Source organism: Thermaurantimonas sp. (genome assembly GCF_046299575.1).
In the GTDB taxonomy this organism is placed as follows: domain Bacteria; phylum Bacteroidota; class Bacteroidia; order Flavobacteriales; family Schleiferiaceae; genus Thermaurantimonas.
The window spans coordinates 417800-438051 of sequence record NZ_JBKBHX010000001.1; the positions used below are offsets into that span (position 1 = coordinate 417800).

The 20252-nt window shown below is 42.8% G+C and carries 18 protein-coding genes; 12 read left to right on the forward strand and 6 right to left on the reverse strand.

Going from position 1 to position 20252, the window contains the following annotated elements; translation table 11 throughout:
- The first annotated feature begins 133 nt into the window (after positions 1 to 133).
- Positions 134 to 1168, forward strand: a complete 1035-nt coding sequence (locus ACK4EX_RS01700) for a ligase-associated DNA damage response exonuclease (RefSeq protein ID WP_409769136.1) — start codon at positions 134 to 136, stop codon at positions 1166 to 1168.
- Here the strand turns inward: ACK4EX_RS01700 and ACK4EX_RS01705 are convergent.
- The 3 genes from ACK4EX_RS01705 to ACK4EX_RS01715 are packed head-to-tail and all read right to left on the reverse strand — an operon-like array spanning position 1140 to position 3278.
- A complete protein-coding gene (locus tag ACK4EX_RS01705) occupies positions 1140 to 1898 on the reverse strand; it encodes a hypothetical protein (RefSeq protein WP_409769138.1) in 759 nt (252 codons plus the stop codon). The genes ACK4EX_RS01700 and ACK4EX_RS01705 overlap by 29 nt on opposite strands.
- Positions 1895 to 2512, reverse strand: a complete 618-nt coding sequence (gene yihA / locus ACK4EX_RS01710; RefSeq protein ID WP_409769140.1) for a ribosome biogenesis GTP-binding protein YihA/YsxC — start codon at positions 2510 to 2512, stop codon at positions 1895 to 1897. Before yihA ends, ACK4EX_RS01705 begins: the two co-directional genes overlap by 4 nt.
- Positions 2499 to 3278 carry an alpha/beta fold hydrolase gene (locus ACK4EX_RS01715; protein WP_409769142.1) on the reverse strand — a complete coding sequence of 260 codons (780 nt, stop codon included), beginning with the start codon at positions 3276 to 3278 and terminating at the stop codon, positions 2499 to 2501. The genes yihA and ACK4EX_RS01715 overlap by 14 nt, the downstream gene beginning before the upstream one ends.
- A gap of 174 nt (positions 3279 to 3452) precedes the next feature.
- Between ACK4EX_RS01715 and hemA the strand changes: the two genes are divergently transcribed.
- The 7 genes from hemA to ACK4EX_RS01750 all read left to right on the forward strand — a co-directional run bounded on the left by hemA (position 3453) and on the right by ACK4EX_RS01750 (position 11206).
- Positions 3453 to 4670 carry a glutamyl-tRNA reductase gene (gene hemA / locus ACK4EX_RS01720; protein ID WP_409769144.1) on the forward strand — a complete coding sequence of 406 codons (1218 nt, stop codon included), beginning with the start codon at positions 3453 to 3455 and terminating at the stop codon, positions 4668 to 4670.
- Positions 4671 to 5343: 673 nt separating this feature from the next.
- A complete protein-coding gene (gene pgi / locus ACK4EX_RS01725; RefSeq protein ID WP_409769146.1) occupies positions 5344 to 6999 on the forward strand; it encodes a glucose-6-phosphate isomerase in 1656 nt (551 codons plus the stop codon).
- Positions 7000 to 7062: 63 nt separating this feature from the next.
- The gene (locus tag ACK4EX_RS01730; RefSeq protein WP_409769148.1) at positions 7063 to 7686 is read left to right on the forward strand and encodes an OmpH family outer membrane protein; all 624 of its coding nucleotides are present in this window, start codon (positions 7063 to 7065) and stop codon (positions 7684 to 7686) included.
- Positions 7687 to 7720: 34 nt separating this feature from the next.
- A complete protein-coding gene (locus ACK4EX_RS01735; RefSeq protein ID WP_409769150.1) occupies positions 7721 to 8128 on the forward strand; it encodes a hypothetical protein in 408 nt (135 codons plus the stop codon).
- Between the two features lie 96 nt (positions 8129 to 8224).
- Positions 8225 to 9460 (forward strand): diaminopimelate decarboxylase, encoded by a 1236-nt coding sequence (lysA, locus tag ACK4EX_RS01740; RefSeq protein WP_409769151.1) that lies wholly within the window; start codon positions 8225 to 8227, stop codon positions 9458 to 9460.
- 13 nt (positions 9461 to 9473) lie between these two features.
- On the forward strand, positions 9474 to 9950 hold the full coding sequence (locus ACK4EX_RS01745) for an N-acetyltransferase family protein (protein ID WP_409769153.1): 477 nt from the start codon (positions 9474 to 9476) through the stop codon (positions 9948 to 9950).
- The gene (locus ACK4EX_RS01750; protein WP_409769155.1) at positions 9947 to 11206 is read left to right on the forward strand and encodes an aspartate kinase; all 1260 of its coding nucleotides are present in this window, start codon (positions 9947 to 9949) and stop codon (positions 11204 to 11206) included. The genes ACK4EX_RS01745 and ACK4EX_RS01750 overlap by 4 nt, the downstream gene beginning before the upstream one ends.
- Before the next feature lies 1 nt (position 11207).
- Here the strand turns inward: ACK4EX_RS01750 and ACK4EX_RS01755 are convergent, their stop codons facing one another.
- Positions 11208 to 11714: a hypothetical protein gene (locus tag ACK4EX_RS01755; protein WP_409769157.1), complete on the reverse strand. Its 507-nt coding sequence runs from the start codon at positions 11712 to 11714 to the stop codon at positions 11208 to 11210.
- A 140-nt stretch (positions 11715 to 11854) separates the two neighbouring features.
- Here ACK4EX_RS01755 and ACK4EX_RS01760 point away from each other — a divergent pair, with 140 nt between their 5' ends.
- The 4 genes from ACK4EX_RS01760 to ACK4EX_RS01775 all read left to right on the forward strand — a co-directional run bounded on the left by ACK4EX_RS01760 (position 11855) and on the right by ACK4EX_RS01775 (position 17711).
- A complete protein-coding gene (locus ACK4EX_RS01760) occupies positions 11855 to 12952 on the forward strand; it encodes a Nif3-like dinuclear metal center hexameric protein (protein ID WP_409769159.1) in 1098 nt (365 codons plus the stop codon).
- 6 nt (positions 12953 to 12958) lie between these two features.
- Positions 12959 to 13735 carry a zinc ribbon domain-containing protein gene (locus tag ACK4EX_RS01765; protein WP_409769161.1) on the forward strand — a complete coding sequence of 259 codons (777 nt, stop codon included), beginning with the start codon at positions 12959 to 12961 and terminating at the stop codon, positions 13733 to 13735.
- Positions 13736 to 13799: 64 nt separating this feature from the next.
- On the forward strand, positions 13800 to 15245 hold the full coding sequence (locus tag ACK4EX_RS01770; protein ID WP_409769163.1) for a tetratricopeptide repeat protein: 1446 nt from the start codon (positions 13800 to 13802) through the stop codon (positions 15243 to 15245).
- 459 nt (positions 15246 to 15704) lie between these two features.
- Entirely contained in the window at positions 15705 to 17711 is a 2007-nt protein-coding gene (locus ACK4EX_RS01775; RefSeq protein WP_409769164.1) for a thiamine pyrophosphate-dependent enzyme, read from the forward strand.
- Here the strand turns inward: ACK4EX_RS01775 and ACK4EX_RS01780 are convergent.
- Together ACK4EX_RS01780 and ACK4EX_RS01785 are read right to left on the reverse strand one after the other, a co-directional pair.
- Complete coding sequence (locus tag ACK4EX_RS01780) at positions 17708 to 19210, reverse strand: glycosyltransferase family 2 protein (RefSeq protein WP_409769165.1); 1503 nt, start codon at positions 19208 to 19210, stop codon at positions 17708 to 17710. The genes ACK4EX_RS01775 and ACK4EX_RS01780 overlap by 4 nt on opposite strands.
- Complete coding sequence (locus ACK4EX_RS01785; RefSeq protein WP_409769167.1) at positions 19197 to 20204, reverse strand: hypothetical protein; 1008 nt, start codon at positions 20202 to 20204, stop codon at positions 19197 to 19199. Before ACK4EX_RS01785 ends, ACK4EX_RS01780 begins: the two co-directional genes overlap by 14 nt.
- Positions 20205 to 20252: the final 48 nt, after the last annotated feature.

Sequence of the window (20252 nt, forward strand, 5' to 3'; positions counted from 1 at the left end):
GCCAAAAATAGGTTGATGACCCGGTAATGAAACGTTTGAACCTGTTGCTGTAGTATCACAGCTAGCGCATGGCAGTTGCAACAATTAAATTTTTATTCTGTTTTCATTTACATCTAATCCTTTTCTCTCTAATTTGGAAAAGAGCTTATTGCAATTCACCCCAAAAGGCATATACTGTCCTGAGGGCGACTTCTACATCGATCCTTGGTGGCCGGTTGATAAAGCCATTATCACTCACGCGCACAGCGACCATGCACGCCGAGGTATGACCAGCTACATCAGCACACCTATCACCGCTGCGCTGATGCGCGCGCGTATTTCTGCTGATATTAATGTACATCCCTTGGAATATGGAGAATCTATATTAATCAATGGTTTACGAGTAAGCCTACATCCTGCAGGGCACATACCAGGCAGTGCCCAGGTGCGAATCGAGAAAAATGGTTATGTAGCTGTAGCAAGTGGCGATTATAAAGTGCAGGCTGACGGCATCTCTACGCCTCTTGAGCCTATTCGATGTCATGAATTTGTAACGGAGAGTACTTTTGGTTTGCCAAGTTTTCGGTGGGCAGCTCAAGATGAAGTGCTTACTGACATTATAAAATGGTGGCAAGCCAATGCTGAGGTTGAAAAAAACAGTGTGCTTATTGCCTATGCTCTTGGAAAAGCACAGCGACTTATAAAACCCCTTTCAGAAAATGGCAGAATCATTGTTCACGGAGCGGTGTATTCAATGAACCAAGCCCTGAGTAACGCAGGTGTTCAGGTGCCGCTTGGTGAACGCATTTCGGAAGTCACCAATAAAAAAGATTTTAAAGGCATGCTGGTAGTAGCACCGCCCTCTGCTATCGGCACTCCATGGTTAAAGAGATTTCAGCCCTATTCATTAGGTATTGCTTCGGGTTGGATGGCCATAAGAGGCATACGGCGACGAAGAGCAGCCGATGTAGGTTTTGTGCTTTCGGATCACGCTGATTGGTCCGGCCTTTTAAGTACCATACAAGAAACCGGAGCGCATCGAATCTATGTCACACATGGCTACTCCGACATTTTCGCACGCTTCTTGTGCGAACAGGGCTACGATGCTCGCCAAGTAGAAACACGCTTTACGGGCGAAGCAGAAGAAATTGATTTACCCGTTATTCAGGAAGATACTCAAAGCGATTAACAGTAATGCTATATCGATCGTCAGCAGATCTTAATATTGGTTCCTGACCTTTAAAAAGCCATAAATTAATATGAAGCTGAAAGTAATCGGGCTGATGAGTGATGTTTGAAAAGCGCTGAAATGCACGTGCTTGCTGAATTGCAGGAATTTTTCCTGAAAATTTTCTGTCTAGATAGTAAAATGCAACCTCACCTCGGCTCTTGTGTATGATGAAGGTATGCACGCGGCTTGTTTCTGACAGTTCAAATCGATGTACTTCAGGCTCTTCATTTACAGCGTAATGCGCAAATTGGGCATTTAGATTCGACACATCTCCCCAACGCGAAATTTCTACGTCCGATTCATTGTAGTGATGATTGCGCTTTTCATTGTAAGTAAACATACCTGCTACCAGTTGGGGATGGAGATTGCGCACACTTCCCTCTAGTTCAAAGAGATAGAGCCCATTTCTTAACATTTGAGTAGTGTAGAGCTCTGCACAGCTCCAGGAATCAGATACAGGCATTACTGTCAGTTTTAAAGCATTCGATTTGGTAATTAAAACATTTTCAACACTTAGTCCGAAATAATTGGGCCCAGGTCCAGCCGGTTGCTCTTTTACTTTGACTTGCCATTCATACCCTGCCCAATTTATCAAAAGACCTGATTGAAATTTTTTAACCAAAACCGGTTTAGCCCCCTGAGCCAACAGCAGCAAATAGATTGTTGCTATTGCGGCTCTGATACTCATTTCTGACTTTTATAAAGCTGGTTATATTGGGCAATCTGCGACAGTATTTCCTCACGCCCCCTACCGCTGACCGATGATGTAATTACCTGAGGAGGCATTGATTCCCAGAAGGCCAACATGGCTGTGCGGTATTGGATGAGGTTAGCCGTGAGCTCATTGTTGCTGAGTTTATCGGTTTTGGTAAAGACCATCGTAAATGGCAAGTTATTTATGGCCATCCACTCCATAAATTCAAGGTCGATCTTCTGCGGTTTTAATCTTGAATCGATCAAGACAAACGTATTGACCAACGATTCGCGCTTGAGCAGATACTCACGGACAAAGTCAGAAAATTTCTCCCTCATCGAAAACGATACCCTTGCATAGCCGTATCCAGGCAGATCGACAAGGTACCAGCTATCGTTAATAAGAAAGTGGTTGATTAAGCGTGTTTTTCCTGGAGTAGCAGAGGTTTTTGCCAGGTTCTTGCGCTGGCACAAGGTATTGATGAGCGATGATTTACCCACATTGCTGCGGCCAATGAAGGCATATTCGGGCTTATCCGGCTTGGGGAGTTGTTTGAGGCTTTCGCTGCTTTTTACAAATACAGCCGATGTGATTTTAGTGGTTTCCATCTTTTTTTACGACCTTCTGAAGCCAGCCGTCGAGTATTTTATTAAATTCGGCAGGGCGCTCCATCATAGCCGCGTGTCCGCACTCAGGAATCCAATAGAGTTCGCTGTTTGGCAGGAGCTCGTGAAATTTACGGGCTACATCGGGCGGTGTTACCTGGTCGTTTTCGCCCCAAATAATACACACCGGCAGATGCATGTGCTCGAGGTCCTTAGCCATGTTGTGGCGGATAGCAGATTTGGAGATGGAAAGCGTTCTTAATACCTTATTTCTGTCATTAACGATGGCAAAGACCTCGTCGATGAGCTCTTTAGTGGCTACTTCTTTATTATAAAATACGTCACGAGTTTTGTTGGCCACGTATTCGTAATCGCCTCTTCGAGGAAAAGTATCGCCCATAGCATTTTCATACAGGCCCGAACTACCGGTAAGTACTAATGAGTGCACGAGCTCTGGATGATTTTTAGTAATAATCAAACTGATGTGTCCGCCTAGTGAATTGCCGATTAAAGTAGCCGGTCCTATGCCAATTTTCTTGATAAACTTTATAACGTGCTCGGCTAAAGAAGTAACATTCGTTGAAATAAGCGGAAGTGAATAAAGAGGTAGTTTGGGTATTAAGACTCTATATCCTTTTTTGCTGAAATAATTAAAAACTTCATCAAAGTTACTCAGACCACCCATTAGTCCGTGAAGCAGCACGAGCGGGTGACCTTCGCCACCTTCAGCATATTCAAATTTACCTAGTGTCTTAAGTGCTACAGACATTTTGAGCTATAAATTTTTAAGCCTGCAAAAATAGACGACTGTACATCAAAAAATGTAGTGCAAGTAATAAGCATTAATTAGAATAATTTTAAATAACATAATTCATCAATTTTTGTGATAAATGTTAGAAAATTAAAAAATGGAAGGCTTTTAGCTTTGCCGCGTTAAATATCAATGAAACCTGATTGGAGCATGAAGTATCTGGCCGAAGAGAAGGAATGTCAGGGTTTAAACGATTTCTTTGTTTTTGGCATAAACTACAATAAAGCTTCTGCAGAGATAAGAGGGCAATATGCCATAGATGCAACAACGGCTGAAACAATTTTAAGTGCCGGCTTTACCTTAGATGCTACAGACCTCATCATTCTAAGTACCTGTAACCGCACTGAGGTGTATGGACTTGGAAACATGGAGGCTGTTATTCAAAAAGTATCAGAAATAATCGGTCAGCCTGCTTATTCATTTGACAAATATGGATACAAGCTCAAGGCTAAAGCAGCAGTCTTTCACCTCTTTAAAGTAGCTGCAGGACTTGACTCACAAATTCTTGGCGACTTCGAAATCGCTGGTCAGCTGAAACAAGCCGCCAAATTTTCTAAAAAGTACGGTAGGCTCAGTAACCTGACCGAACGCCTTGTAAACTTCGCTTTGCAAGCGTCTAAGGAAGTCAAATCTAAAACTCAACTCTCAAAGGGTACCGTATCGGCATCCTATGCTGCAATTGAATTGATTCAAGAGATTTTCCCGCAGGCATATGGAATTAAGATATTGCTCATCGGGTTAGGGTCATTTGGGGAGAATGTAGGCAAAAACATTCGCCACTACTTGCCAAATGCCCGACTTACGGTGGCTAATCGCACACTGATGAAGGCTGAAATGTTTGCACACCACCACCGCTGCTCATTCCTTTCTTTTGAAAAAGTGGCCAGCATCGTAAACGACTATGATGTGGTAATAAATACAGCCGCCATAGAGGCTCCTTTTATCAAACCCGAGCACGTGCAGAGAGATTGTATTGCCTTTCTCGACATGAGTGTGCCAGGTGGCATAGCACCTGAAGTGCAACAGCTCGGTTGCACGTATTACAACATAGATCACATTTCAGCTATACTCAATAAAACTCTTGAAGCCCGGCAAGCTGAAGTGCCAAAGGCCTTGGAAATCATCCAGTACCACATCAAAGAATTCGTAGAGTGGCACAAGGTGTATCTACAGCGTTGGTTGATTTACAGAGTAAAAGACCTTTTATACGAGTTGGATTGTGCTGAATCGACTGTGCCAAAAGAGAAAAAGGTGCAGAATGCACTTAATCATTTGGTAGTAAATATCAAAAAAGACCCTTACAAAGGGTGCCATGTACTCGGCGCCATCAATGAGTATTTGAAGAATTAATCCGATTGTGATGCAAAAGGCTGGAGCGCATTGTGAAGTACAGCTTCGGCTTGTTGTTTTTTGTTAAAAATCAATTGAGTTTTTACCCTCATTTAAATAAAGTATGACCTTCCCCCATCCTTTCCATTATAGGCTTTTTTTATAGTCACTCCCAATATTCGCTTCTAAACCCACTAGACTTAAAACAGAGTGTATTGTTCCCGCTGAAATTACAGATTGTTGCAGTGAAGGTTTCGGTTTGAGTTTTAGTCTATTTCTTATGTTTGTCAATACTTTCGGATCTCTACCTAAAGTGGACACAAAAAGGGGGAGAAAGTCCCTCTTTAAAACCGCCCCTTAGATTTAGAGAGGGAATCAGGGTGTAGTAAAAGTTTCCGTTAAGAAAAGGTTCTTTGCCGCATATTGCGTAAGGTAAAAAAACAGATATTCAAAAACGAAATCAGATAGGGGTTATTTCTTTAAAGCTCAGGCAAATGTGTTTCTTCAGCCCCCTTAAGTAGGTAAATCCGAACAACTGAGCAAAGCGAAGGAAGTGAGGGATACTCACAAAAAGAAAAAATATACACCAAAAACAGTGCGTTTGAGATTTTGTAAAAATGGATGGGCTGATGAATGGTTGAGTATTTCTTTGCGGGAGAATTTAATAGGAAGATAATCGAAAAAATATACTTGAATGAAAAATATTAATCCTACCACTACGCAAGCATGGAAAGCGCTTGAACAGCATGTGAAAGATGCTAAAAAGTGGCACCTTCGGAAACTCTTTGAGGAGGATGCGAAACGGTTTGAACGATTTAGCATTCGATGGAATGGCTGGTTGTTTGATTTTTCCAAAAATTTAATCACAGATACTACGTTAGGCCTACTTGAGCAGCTCTTCGAAGAAGTGGGATGGAAAGATGCCATAAATGCGCAATTCAGCGGAGAGCTGATCAATCGCACGGAGAAACGGGCGGTATTTCACACAGCGCTCAGAAATCATTGGGGTGATCGGCCTTCGTTGACTGGTGGTAAGGACGTGCGGGCGGATGTACGGGCAGTGCTCGAACGTATGAAAACTTTTACCGAAGAGGTGCGCTCAGGCCAGTGGAAGGGTTTTTCGGGTTTGGAGATTACTGATGTGGTAAACATTGGCATTGGCGGTTCTGACCTTGGGCCGCTTATGGTAACGGAGGCACTAAAGGCATACAGACATGAGCGCTTGCGTTTCCACTTTGTATCGAATGTCGATGGGGCTCATATTTGGGAAACGATTAAAGAATTAAATGCCGAAACAACGCTTTTCATTATTGCTTCAAAGACTTTTACAACTCAGGAGACCATGGCCAATGCGCTGACTGCACGGCAATGGTTTTACAGCCAAGGTGGCACGCCTGCCGATGTGGCCAAGCACTTCGTAGCTGTATCGACCAATGCCAAGAAGGTGGCAGAGTTTGGCATCGATACATCAAACATGTTTGAATTCTGGGATTGGGTGGGTGGTCGCTTTTCTGTATGGAGTGCTATAGGCCTGCCCGTGATGATGAGCATTGGTTACGAAGGTTTTATGGATTTTTTACACGGAGCATGGCTAATGGATGAACACCTGCTACAAGCCCCGTTTCGCGAAAACATTCCGGCGCTGATGGCTGCCATAGGTATTTGGTATGTGAACTTTTTAGGAGCCGAAACCGAAGCTATACTGCCATACGACCAATATTTATATCGACTGCCGGCCTACTTTCAGCAAGGAAATATGGAAAGCAACGGCAAATCGGTTGACAGAAACGGACAGCGCGTCACCTACCACACAGGGCCCATCATCTGGGGAGAGCCCGGCACCAATGGTCAGCACGCCTTCTATCAGCTCATACATCAGGGTACGAGATTGATTCCCTGCGATTTTCTTGCAAGCATCCAACCTCTGGCTCCCTTTCCCGACCATCACTTGAAATTGCTTTCCAACTTCTTTGCTCAGACGGAAGCACTTATGAAGGGCAAGACTAAAGAGGAAGCTCTCGAAGAATTGATAAAAGATGGTATGCCAAAAGAAGAAGCTGAGCAACTCGCACCTTATAAAGTGTTTGAAGGAAATAAACCGACCACAAGTATTTTGTATCCCAGGCTGACTCCAAGAGCGTTAGGCAGCCTGATAGCTGTTTACGAGCATAAAATCTTCTTGCAAGGGGTGGTGTGGAACATTTACTCTTACGACCAATGGGGAGTAGAGCTTGGCAAACAACTAGCCAGTAAAATTTTGCCTGAACTTGAAACCGGAAAAATCACGCAACCGCACGATAGTTCAACGCTTGGACTCATACATTTTTATCTGTCACACCGAAAAAGCTAAAATTTTTGGAAAAATCCAAAGCGAAATGTAGTAGGTTTGCGCCCCACCGAAAAATTGGAAACGATGGACAACGTGTTTAAAGGAATCAGCGTCCTTGCTCTGGCAGGCGTTATACTGCTCTTTGCGCTCAGAGGTAACCAATCAGCAGCGAAAACTTCAGAAAAAACCGATAACTCAGGTGCCATTCTTCAGAAAGATGGAGATGGTACAACGAGCAGTGGGCTGAAAATTGCCTACGTACGCATGGATTCACTTGTAGCCAACTACGAACACCACAAAGAGCTGAAAAAGCAACTCGAACAGAAGTACAAATCGATGGAAGCCGATATGGCCCGTCGCACCAAAATATTCGAAGAAAACTACCGAGAGCTGGAAAAAGAAGCTAAAAATCTGAGCCCAAGAGAATTGCAGGCTGCTGAGGCCGAACTGATGGCTAAACAGCAAGAGCTGGTGCGCTATCGCGATAGCCGCGCTCAAGAACTGCTGGCTGAAGAGGCTAAGTTGAATGCCATAATTAAGAAAGACTTAGACGAAGTAATTGACGATTTAGCCAAAGAATTCGGCCTCGACCTGGTGTTCACCTACGATGCAGCTGGCACCATTTTGTACGGAAAAGCCGATTATGACATTACAGCTGAAGTTGTGAAAAGGTTAAATGATCGTTACGCTGCCAGCCGTAAAAAGTAGTTTTATACCTTTGCAATACGCAAGTCGAATCTAAATGAGGAGGGTCAGTTACGTACTCTTGGGAGCACTGCTGATTGCAACTGTGTACAGTTGCGAACCTGACGATTTTAACGTAAACGATCCTCGACTCAACTACGTCGGCACCTGGGATGTAACTGAAAAGACTGGAGACTTTGCTCCGCAATCGTACACCGTTTCAATCGACCTTGGCGAATTGGCTTCAAACCTCACTATTAGAGGATTGTATGCACAAGGACCTACATTCATAACCACTGCTATAGCCAATGGCCGAAATCTGGAAATACCCGTTCAAACGCGTACCGGCCTGACCATAAGCGGCAGCGGCACTGCCAATGCAGATTATACAATGATTAATCTTCAGTTTAGTGTAAACGACGGAAGCTCAATAGACAACGTGACCGCTGAACTGAAGAAACGCTAGAGCCCCGACGAAGAACGGGGCAAAAGCCGGACATTCCTGATGGGAATTTCCGGCTTTTTTATTGTGTTTTCATTAAATTAAATTAACTAACAGAAAATGAGTAGATTAACTTTAGAATCGACCGCCACTGAACATCTTCTACAACTGGCTGAAAAATACGGTACGCCCGTATTTGTGTACGACACCGCTGTGATGGAGCAGCAATATCGCCGACTTACAAGGGCTTTTGAAGGGCAGCGCGTTAAGTTTAATTACGCATGCAAAGCTCTTTGCAATCCCAACGTCCTTCGGTTTTTCAAGTCGCTCGGCACAGGGCTCGACACTGTCTCGATCGAAGAGGTACAAATCGGACTTATGTCTGGATTTCAGCCTGAAGACATCCTTTTTACACCCAATTGCGTGGATTTAAACGAAATCATTCAGGCAGTACAATTAGGTGTAAAAGTAAATATTGACAATCTATCAATTCTCGAGCAATTTGGGAATCGCTACGGAAGCTCAGTACCTGTGTGTATACGCATCAATCCACACATACTGGCTGGCGGGCATCACAAGATTTCGACCGGACATATCGATTCAAAGTTTGGAATTTCTATTCACCAAAGCCGCCACTTGCAGCGCATTGTAAAACACTACGGAATTAAAGTGAACGGGCTACACATGCACACAGGTAGCGACATTTTAGATGTTGACGTCTTTCTGCGCGGAGCGCAGGTACTGCTCGATCTGGCCTTTGACTTTCCCGATTTGGAATACGTCGACTTTGGAAGCGGTTTTAAAGTTCCATACAAACCAGGTGAAAAGGGAACAAATGTGGAAGAACTTGGAGAGAAAATGGGTGAAATGTTTTCCGGATTCTGTAAGAATTATGGGCGTGAACTATCTCTCGTATTTGAGCCTGGCAAATGGCTGGTGAGTGAAGCAGGGTACTTTTTAGTGCGGGTTAATGTGGTAAAACAAACCACGGCTACTGTATTTGCCGGGGTGAATTCAGGTTTCAATCACTTTATTCGGCCTATGCTTTACGATGCATATCACCACATCCTGAACCTGAGCAATCCTAATGGAATAGAACGCATCTACACAGTAGTGGGGTATATCTGCGAAACTGATACTTTTGCCTGGGATAGACCCTTACCCGAAGTACGCGAAGGGGATATTCTTTGCTTTTTAAATGCCGGGGCTTATCTCTACAGCATGTCGAGCAATTACAATGCTCGGTTAAGACCTGCTGAAGTTCTCCTGCACCATGGCCAGGATTACCTCATCAGCCGGCGACAAACCCTGGATGATCTACTGGCGGCAGTAGTGATAAGCGATGTGGAATTTTGAAGCGAAAATTAAAATGGCTGATAATAAAGACATTACTGTAAGGATGGCCAATGAGGGCGACTTAGCAGATATATATGAGCTAATCGCGGAACTGGCTGAATACGAACGTGCTGCTGATGAAGTTATCAATACTCCCCATCAGCTACAAAAAGATTGGCAAGACGGCTGCTTTAAAGCCTGGGTGGCTCAGCTAAATGGCCAGACCATTGGAATGGCGCTTTGCTATGACCGCTACAGCACCTGGAAAGGGCGCTGTCTATATTTAGAAGACATCGTAGTAAAACAATCACATCGCCGTATTGGAGCCGGCAGTGCCCTAATGAAAGCCCTTGTAGATTATGCAAAGAAACATCAGTACTACAGCATCAACTGGCAAGTTCTTACCTGGAACGAGCCTGCGTTGAACTTCTATCAAAAGTGGAATGCAGAAATCGACAAAGAATGGTGGAACGGTAAATTAATCGTGAATCAAAATCAAACAGATCAATGAAAGTTTTCAAATTTGGAGGAGCATCGGTAAAAGACGCTCAAGGCGTAAAAAACATAGCTCGCATTATACAGCTATTTGAAAACGATGGGTTAATCATTGTGGTATCAGCAATGGGAAAAACCACCAACGCCTTAGAGGAAGTAGTTAGATCCCATTACTACGGTCAAGGCGATTGGCAAACAAAGCTCGATGAAATCAGGGCTTATCATCTGTCCATTATGCACGATCTTTTTCCAAATCCTCAACACATCGTTTACGAAGAGGTAGAGCATACTTTCTACCAACTGCGCCTTATCTGTCAGACAAAGCCTGAATCCGATTACAACCTTGTTTACGACAGAATCGTAAGTTATGGTGAGATTATCAGCACGCGTATCGTAAGTGCATATTTAAGCGATGTAGGGGTAGAAAACACATGGCTCGATGCCCGTAAGCTCATTAAAACCGATCAAAACTACCGATTTGCTCGAGTAAACTGGAATTTCACTGAAATTTTACTTCGCCAGGCCATCCGCAACCCTGAGGGCAGATATGTGATTCAAGGGTTTATTGGCAGCGACGACAACTATCACGCCACCACACTCGGTCGCGAGGGCAGCGACTACACTGCAGCCATAGTAGCCTACTGCCTCGATGCTGAAAGCGTAACCATTTGGAAAGACGTTCCCGGCGTGCTCAATGGCGACCCTAAAGTTTTTGATAACACCGTGCTGCTAAACAAGATTAGCTTCTCTGAGGCTATAGAATTAGCCTACTACGGTGCCTCGGTCATTCACCCTAAAACCATTCAGCCCCTAAAGCAAAAGGGAATTTCTTTAATGGTAAAGTCTTTTGTCGATCCACAATCGCAAGGTACCGTGATAGAAAATGGCAGCCCGCTTGTTCCGATGGTGCCTTGTTATATCCGAAAGGCAAATCAGGCGCTGCTAAATGTACGTACTACTGACTTAGCCTTCATTGTTGAAGAGCATTTAAGTCAAATCTACGCAATGTTTCACCGATATGGCATTAGAGTAAATTTGGCTCAAAACACAGCCACGAGCTCAACCTTTATAATTAATCACGACCCTGTAAACGTACCCTTACTGCTCGACTCCCTCAGAAAATCCTTTGAGATCGATTATTCAGAAGGTCTTGTTCTCTACACAATAAGGCATTACTCTGATTCGGATATCAAAAATTTTCTCAAGAATAAGGAACCTCTTCTTCAGCAAACTACACCCATGGTCTATCAGCTGGCAGTGCGAGATGTGTAAATCATTTCACCATCTTGCGCAGCTCGCTAGCGAAGCGGTAAATAAGTAAAACCAATGGAAAAAGTAAAACTACCAGAACAATCGGCAGCATGAATTTCGAAAGTATAAAATTGTCCTGAAGGGGATTGTAAATGGTTTGATACGTAATCAGAAAACCCGACAGGTTAATGATAAATTTAACAAGTATTAAAAATCGAATGCTAACTCGTAGCACCTCTTCACTGTTTCTCTTTTCGTCTTTTTTTAAAAGAGAAACCAAATGCTCCGGATTTTTTTGTAATGCAGAAAGAAGAAAATATAAAATAGCGCTAATGGAAGGCAAAAAGAATAAATTTAACTTATGACCTTCTTTTTCCAGCGATCCCGCAAAACCGAAGTTTAGGTTAATAGAAGCAGGCAATTTTGAATAAGAAAGGGCAACAATGAAGAACGACATGATCAGAAAAGCAAGAGCCAGACTTTCGAACACATATTCAAAAAGGATAGATTTGCTTTTCTTGATGATCATGTTATTTATTTTTATGCTACAAAATAAATTCTTTAAAAAGATTTCTGCAACTTTCGCAAAATTTTTTATTTGTTAAGCATGAAAAATAATGATCAGTAACACGAAATAATATAATGACTTTGAAATAAAACAGGCAAAATATGGAAACTTTAGAAAATATAGCAAAATACCTCGAAACTCTTGCCTCTAATCACCTGAGTGAAGAATACGATAATACAGGCCTTTTAATAGGTGATCCCTCTCAGGAGGTAAAAAATGCATTGATAGCTTTTGAAATTACTGATGAGGTAATTCAAGAGGCAATAAACAATGATTGTCAACTGATTATTACACACCATCCACTCATCTTCAAGCCATTAAAAAAGATAAGCAGACAAGTAGCTGATCAGCGATTGGTGGCCGACCTCATTCGCCATGGAATTTCTCACATTGCGCTGCATACCAATGCCGACAACATTGTTAACGGAGTAAATAAGCAATTGGCAAAAAAATTAGGACTACAAGATTTTAAAATTTTAAAACCAGGTAAAGATCGCCTGTACAGCGTGGTGGTTTTTATTCCTGATGATGCCTTTGAGCGCGTAGAAGCAGCCATGTTTGAAGCCGGCGCCGGAAACATCGGCAACTACTCTCATTGCGGATATTCCCTATCGGGTACGGGTAGCTTTTTGCCATTAGAAAACGCTAAGCCGGCCATAGGCGAAAAACACCGCCTCGAGCGCGTTAACGAAAGGCGTTTAGAAGTAATTGTGCCAGGCCGAAGGCTCAAACAGGTAATAACATCCATGCTCGAAGCTCATCCGTATGAAGAAGTCGCTCATTTTATTATTCCCCTTCAAAATGTTGACCCCGAATCTGGTGCCGGAGGCATCGGACTATTGCCAGAGCCAATGGAGTATGAGGCCTTTGTATATTTTGTAAAACATGCCTTAGGGCTGAACTTCATCCGTTCGTCGAAGCAGCACCCCCCAGTTGTAAAAAAAGTGGCTTTTTGCGGAGGATCAGGTGCTTTTCTCATACCTGATGCTCGAAAGATCGGTGCAGATGTATTTATAACCGGCGATGTAAAATACCACGATTTCTTTTTAGCCGATGGCTCATTTGGCATCCTTGACGCCGGACACTATGAGACGGAATTAATGATAATCAATGAATTTGCAGAATTTTTAAAGAAAAAATTCAATACATTCGCAGTCCGAATTTCAAATGTTAAAACAAATCCTATAATCACCCTATAAGACGCTATGAGCCAAGAAGTTACAGTTGAAATGAAGCTTCGCGCACTGTATGATTTACAACTGATTGATTCAAGAATTGACAAGATTAAAGCCATACGTGGAGATCTACCCCTCGAAGTACAAGACCTGGAAGATGAAATCGAAGGACTCAACACACGTGTAGAAAAGTTGAATCAAGAAATTGCAGAGCTCGAAAACGATATAAAGTCTAAAAAGATTTTCATTAAAAGCTGTCTTGACAAAATCAACAAATACAAAGAGCAGCAAAAAAACGTGCGCAACAACCGCGAGTTCGAAGCACTATCAAAAGAAATCGAATATCAGGAACTTGACATCAAACTAGCTGAAAAGCGCATGAATGAGGCTAAAGCCCGTATCGAAAGTAAAAACACTCAAATACAAGCTGCTCAGGAAAAAATAGCTGAGCTCACTTCACACCTCGAATACAAAAAACAAGAGCTCGAGTCAATTTTAGAAGAAACATCCAAGGAAGAAGATATTCTCCTTAAAAAATCAGAAGAATTTGCTCAGATGATTGAGCCTCGTTTGCTGGCTGCTTACAAGCGCATTCGCGAGCGCATGAAAAACGGCCTTGCTGTAGTACCAGTGGAGCGTGGTGCTTCAATGGGGTCATTCTTCACTATCCCCCCCCAGCGCCAGCTCGAAATTCAGTCGCGTAAAAAAATCATCATCGATGAGCACAGCGGGCGAATTTTAGTGGATTCTGAATTAGCTCGAGAAGAAGAAGAAAAAATCAACAAATTGATTGAATCAATTCGATAATATCTTAAACAAAATGATTTTTGAAAACAGGGATTTCGCGTTGAAATCCCTGTTTTCTTTACTGTTGTCACTACATATCAGTATTTCGAAGGCAAGTTTTGACTTTACTCCTCAAGTACTCACTGCCCAGCAACAGACGTACAATTTGTTTTTGCGAGATGCTAGGAGAATACTGGACGAAGAAGCTGTTTCTGCACCAGGTAATCGAGCGATTTATTCCGCGAGAGCTGCTCTGTTTTTCGCCGAAGCTACGGCAGCAGATGTGGACGAAATAACACGAAAGAATATCGGTCATCTGAAAAAGCTGCTTAAAGACATCGAATCTGATCGCGAGCAATCTGTACATCATCTTCTTGCGCGAATAGAGATCTACATTTATTCCGGAATGCTGCAAGTGCGATTAGACAATCGGTTAAGAGCAGCTTCCGACTTTCTTTCAGCTTACAACCTCGCTAAAACAGCTTACAACCAGCACCCAAAAGACGCTGTAGTTCGCTTAGTTTGGGGCAATATGATGGCCACCATTGGCAGTTTACCACCTGAGTTGCGCAGGTATCTATCCATTATTGGCTATACAGGCGATGTGCATAAAGGCCTTCAACTTATGAAATCGGCTCATCGCACCATAGTGCAACAACGAGAATATAAACCTTACCTCACTAAAGCAAATCTCCTCTACCTGATTACAGCTAAACAACTGGTTGATAATGAGGAAGTTTTACCTCAAACCGAAGGCATTTATCTTAATGAGAACTTTTGTACAGCAGTGGTATGCGCTAAAGTACTCATGGAACAAGGCTATAACGAAGCCGCTTTAACCCTGCTCGAGACCAATAAGCCTAAACCAGGACAAGCAAAATTGCATTATTACCATTTTCTGCTCGGCAAAGCACGACTTGCTGCCGGTAGGAACGATGCAGAGCAAAGTTTTGTCACCTATTTAAAAGACTATCGAGGAAAACATCATATTAAGGCTACATACAAATTGTTGGCCTGGTACTATTTGCTCAAAGATGAAGCAGAAAAAGCCGATTCGCTTATGCAACTAATACCTCAGGTGGGTCAGGCAGTAATAGGCCCTGATCAGCAGGCTGAACGCGAGGCGAAAGACCCGCTCAATAAGACACTTATAAAAGCAAGAGTGCTCTTTGACGGTGGATATCTGTCGGAAGCACTCGAGGTGCTGCAGGCTGATACAGCATTAGATTGCTGTCAGACAGATGCTGAAAAAGCAGAGTACTTTTACAGATTAGGCAGGATCTATCAAAAGCAAGGCTTGATCTATCTTGCCATTGATGCCTTTGAAAAAGCTGTAGAAGCCAACTCAGCTACTAGCTTTAACAGAGCAAATGCAGCCTTACAAGCGGCACTGCTTTACGAAAAAATCGGACGACGAGACAAGGCCAAGATGAACTTTCAGAAATGCTTGGCTATGAAAAACTTTCCGTATCAAGAGGGGCTTCATCAGAAAGCCAAAGCTGGGCTTGACAGAGTGGACAGCTTAAAATGACAAACAAGTATTTTACCAATATTCACTTCTTTCAGAGTTGAGGCTATCTAATTGTTTATAAAATACTTTCCTGAGAATAAAAAAGAATTCTTTTCAATATCTAACTCACAATATCTACTCCCTTAAAGTTAAGGAAGTGAAAGCTTTGGATTATTAGAACATTAGTAAATTTTAAACCATTTGGATCTCAATAAATAGAGAGTCTGATTTAAATTTTAAATAATCAGTCAAATACTCCAGATAAAGCTTCATTTATAGCAAAATTAAAATTATCAAGAACAATAAAACAAAAAGCGCTTCTACCAAATTGTTGAGAGGATGTCTATTTTTTAGCTACAAATCATTTAAAATGAAAATTAAATAAAATCAAGCAATATACACGTCGGATATTTGTTGCCGAAGTGAGCAACCACAATCATGAGTCTTACGAAAAAAGTTTTGCTAAATGCCTACAAAATCATGGCCACTGCAAGAGCCATGAGCGATCTGTTTGAAGAGAAGCGCGACATTACAAGCAAATATGTACACGCTACAAGCCGTGGGCACGAGGCAGCCCAGATAGCACTCGGTATGCACTTGCTGCCAAAAGATTATTTAAGCCTCTATTATCGCGACGATAGCGTGCTGCTCACCATTGGGATGTCGCCATACGAATTAATGTTGCAATTACTCGCTAAAAAAGATGACCCCTTCTCCGGAGGGCGCACTTATTACAGCCATCCGAGCCTTAAAGATCCGGATAAACCCAAAATACCCCACCAAAGCTCGGCTACAGGTATGCAGGCCATTCCCATCACTGGCTGCGCTATGGGACTGCACTACAAAGAAGTAACGGGAATTTTGACCGATGAAGAAAGAGGTGCAATAGCCGTATGTAGCATTGGCGATGCAGCAATGACGGAAGGTGAGGTGAGTGAAGCCCTACAAATGGCTGTTTTAAAAAAGCTGCCAATCCTCTACTTTGTGCAGGACAACGGCTGGGATATCTCAGCAAACGCGGCCGAAACACGCGCACAAAATGCCTTTGAATACGCACAAGGCTTCAAAGGCCTTGAGCGCATTACTGCTGACGGTAGTAAGTTTGATGAAATTTATGCTGCCGTGGAGCACGCTGTATACATCGTGCGAAACGAACGCCGGCCCGTTTTACTGCATACAGATGTGCCTCTACTTGGCCATCATACCTCCGGAGTTCGCCGTGAAATGTATCGAGACGACCTACACCTCCATCAGCAGAGAGATCCTCTGCCCTATTTGCGAAACTTCCTCATGGCTTCAGGAATTACTGAGCAAGAAATTGCTGACATTGACTCTAAAGCCAATAGAATTGTCAGAGAGTCCTTTGAAATGGCACTACGGGCCGAAGAACCCAATCCAGAAGATTTGCACAAACACTATTATGCTCCTACGCCCATTACAAAAGAGGAAGGTGAACGCACACCAGCTGGTAAAGAGAGAGTAGTGATGGTTGACAGTGCACTCTATGCCGTGAGAGAACTGCTGGCAAAACATCCCGAAGCTCTGCTCTACGGACAAGACGTGGGAAGGCGACTTGGCGGTGTGTTTCGTGAGGCTGCCACATTAGCGCAGCAATTTGGTGATGAGCGCGTGTTTAATACGCCTATTCAAGAGGCATTTATCATCGGAAGCACTGTAGGCATGTCTGCCGTGGGGCTAAAGCCAATTGTAGAAGTTCAGTTTGCCGATTACATATGGCCAGGATTAAATCAGCTCTTTACTGAGCTATCGAGGTCGTACTTTTTAAGTAACGGCAAATGGCCGGTTAGTGCGGTCATTCGAGTGCCCATTGGAGCATATGGCAGTGGTGGTCCATATCACAGCTCTTCGGTCGAGAGCGTTTTAGCCAACATCAGAGGTATTAAGGTCGTTTATCCATCTACAGGAGCTGATTTAAAGGGACTGCTGAAATCAGCTTTTTACGATCCTAACCCGGTAGTAGTACTCGAACACAAAGGCTTGTACTGGAGCAAAGTAAAAGGTACCGAAGATGCCAAAACAGTAGAACCGGACGAACACTACGTCATTCCCATCGGACAGGGCCGAATGGTAAATACAGTAGAACCCACTATTGACGCACCTACCTGCGTAGTTGTAACTTACGGAATGGGCGTGTACTGGAGCAAAGAAGCAGCTAAAGCCTTTCCTGGTCAGGTGGAAATTTTAGATCTAAGAAGCATAGTACCAGTAGATTTTGAATTAATTCGCGAAAGGGTACAGCTCCACGGCCGTTGTTTGATTGTAACTGAAGAGGCTGTAAACAACTCTTTTGCCCAAGCTTTGGCAGGGCGAGTTTCTGAGAAATGCTTTGAATACCTCGATGCCCCCGTGCAAGTAGTAGGCAGCATAGAAACTCCCGCTATTCCTCTAAACTCTGAACTAGAAGCCTATGTGCTGCCTAATGCAAACAAAGTAAGGGCAGCATTAGAGAAACTGCTGAAGTACTAATTTACGGGTGTCAATCGTCCAGTAGTGCCTGATACTCTGATCTGCTTTTCGCGGGTGGGTGCGTCATCGAAGCCCTTGCGCACTTGCTTACCCCAGGTAACCTTGCCCTCTATAAAGTAGTCCCAGTTGCCTTTAAAAGCAGACCAAACTACAAGAAAGTGAAAGGACAATGGCTCGAGAATACCCGTAAGAATCAATCGCCTTAGGCCTTTTGCGTCCTTATATTGGAAATAAGTAGTTTCCTCTACGTATATAGTAATGATGGTGAAAACAATTGCAAAGCCTATTACCGTACTGAGAAACAAAAACAAATAATTAGCCGGGAATAGTCCTAATATCGCCAATAGCAAAAGGGTTGTCAATCCAAAAAATTCAACCAAAGGTGCCAACCATTCATAGAATACCCAATACGGATAAGCTATCATACCCAAAGACTTGTATTTTGGATTTAAAAAAAGCTTTCTGTGGGCGAGAATAGTTTCGATGCTTCCTCTAGTCCAGCGGTTGCGCTGCCTCAGAAATTGTCCAATCTTTTCAGGTACTTCAGTCCATACAAGGGGCTCAGGCACGAAGTACACTTTGTACTTAATTCCATTTTCGCGACAGTACCGACGCATGCGCACGGCTACTTCCATGTCTTCACCCACCGTTTTAGTAGAATAGCCCCCCGCAGCTATCATGATTTTTTTGTTAAAAATTCCGAGGGCGCCTGATATCAAAAGTAAGCCGTCGAGCTTTTGCCATGCAATGCGGCCAAGTAGAAATGCACGCAGATATTCAACCGTCTGAAAGCGGGCTAACCAGTTTCTCGGCACGTTTACCTTTTTGATCACGCCTTTGTCGATCACACAATCATTTGCGATGCGCACCACCCCACCCGATGCTATGGCGAAGTTCTCCGGGTCGTCAAGGATTGGATGAATCATTTTCAACAAGCAGTCGCGCTCCAAGATACAATCAACATCGATGTTCATAATGTACTCTCCTGAAGCACAGTTAATACCAGCATTTAGAGCGTCAGCCTTCCCACCGTTTTCTTTGTCGATTACCAACAAATTTTTTAGTACAGGATTTCTAGAACGGTATATTGCCCGAATAGGCTGAGTCTTAAGTGTATCAGGACTAGAAAATCGCACAGGCTCAAGGTCGTACGTTTCTATTACGCGCTGCAGCGTGTTGTCGGTTGAACCGTCATTAACAATAATTACTTCGTAATCGCGGTATTCGAGTGAAAGCAATGAACGAATGTTTTGCACAATGGTGCGCTCTTCGTTAAAGGCAGGTGCTACGATGCTAATCATTGGAGCCTCAGGCGACTGCAATATAGAGAGATAATTTATGCTTTTTGAAGATTTCAAATGCCGGAATGCATAACGTATCGACAAAAAAGCAATAATCAAATACGAAAGCATAACCGATATGGTAAACAGATAAATTAGGATATTAAAAATACCCAGAAGTATGTCGAGCGTACTTAGTGCTGTATCAAATTCTTTCATCTAAAGAGTGTTCTATAATTTCACGTTGATAATCGGGAAAAGAATCCTTAATTTGATATAAAAGATTTTTTTGCCCGATTTTAATAAGAGCATTCGACGCTTCTTTTACGATAAAATAATCATCAGACATCAGACAATCGATTAAAAACAATTGGTCTGACTCATCGCCAAGCTCACCAATTGTCTTTAGCACTTCTACCTTCAGCTCAGTCGGATAGTTTGGATAGTGCATTTTCACCACATCCAGCTCGCTTTTTAAGCCAAGGTGACTAATGGTTTTAAGCGCTTTTTTTACTATTTCAGTATTGCTGTGATCAAGCAATTTTGTTACGTGGTCTTTGTCTTGAAATTGCATAAAGTTTTGTGTCACTTTCAGGCCAAAAAGAACTACGCTATCGTTGGGCGATTTAAGCCATTTTTCGGTCTGAGAAAAATAGCTATATTGCATTTTAAGCAGCTGGTTGAGCAACTGAATTTGCTGCCATTCTGACAACTGTGTTTTTAATGTATCTAAAAATTGTAAACCCCTTAAACCACCTAATTTCAATACGACCACCTGTGCTTTATTGCGCACCAACTCATTTTCATAATCGGTGTATTTCAGTACTTCGAAGAGAAGCTCTTTCAGTTGTACATTTCCAATTTCTTCAATCACAGCGGCTTTAGTATCCCAATCGCCTTCGTGAAGTTGTTTTACCAATAAGTCCTTAAGATTTGTTTCTCTATAGATTTGAGTAACCACTGCCAGGGAATCGCCGTCGAGCTGCAGAGCCATTGAGTTAAGCATCTCGCGAGTAGCATCGCGTGTTATTGTGGTTTTAGGATTGTCAATTAGCTTTTTTAATCCACTAATTTGTTCACTTCGCTTTTCTCGATCGGTTTGAAAAAGAATATCCAAAATAATATTCTCAAGAGTAGCCTTTATGCGTTTGTAACGTCTCTCTTGTAAATCGCGTTCGGTTCGCGTTTTTATTACAACAAATAATAAAATCAAAGCGATGATAACTAAAAAGAAAAGTGCCAACAATAAAAATTTATATTT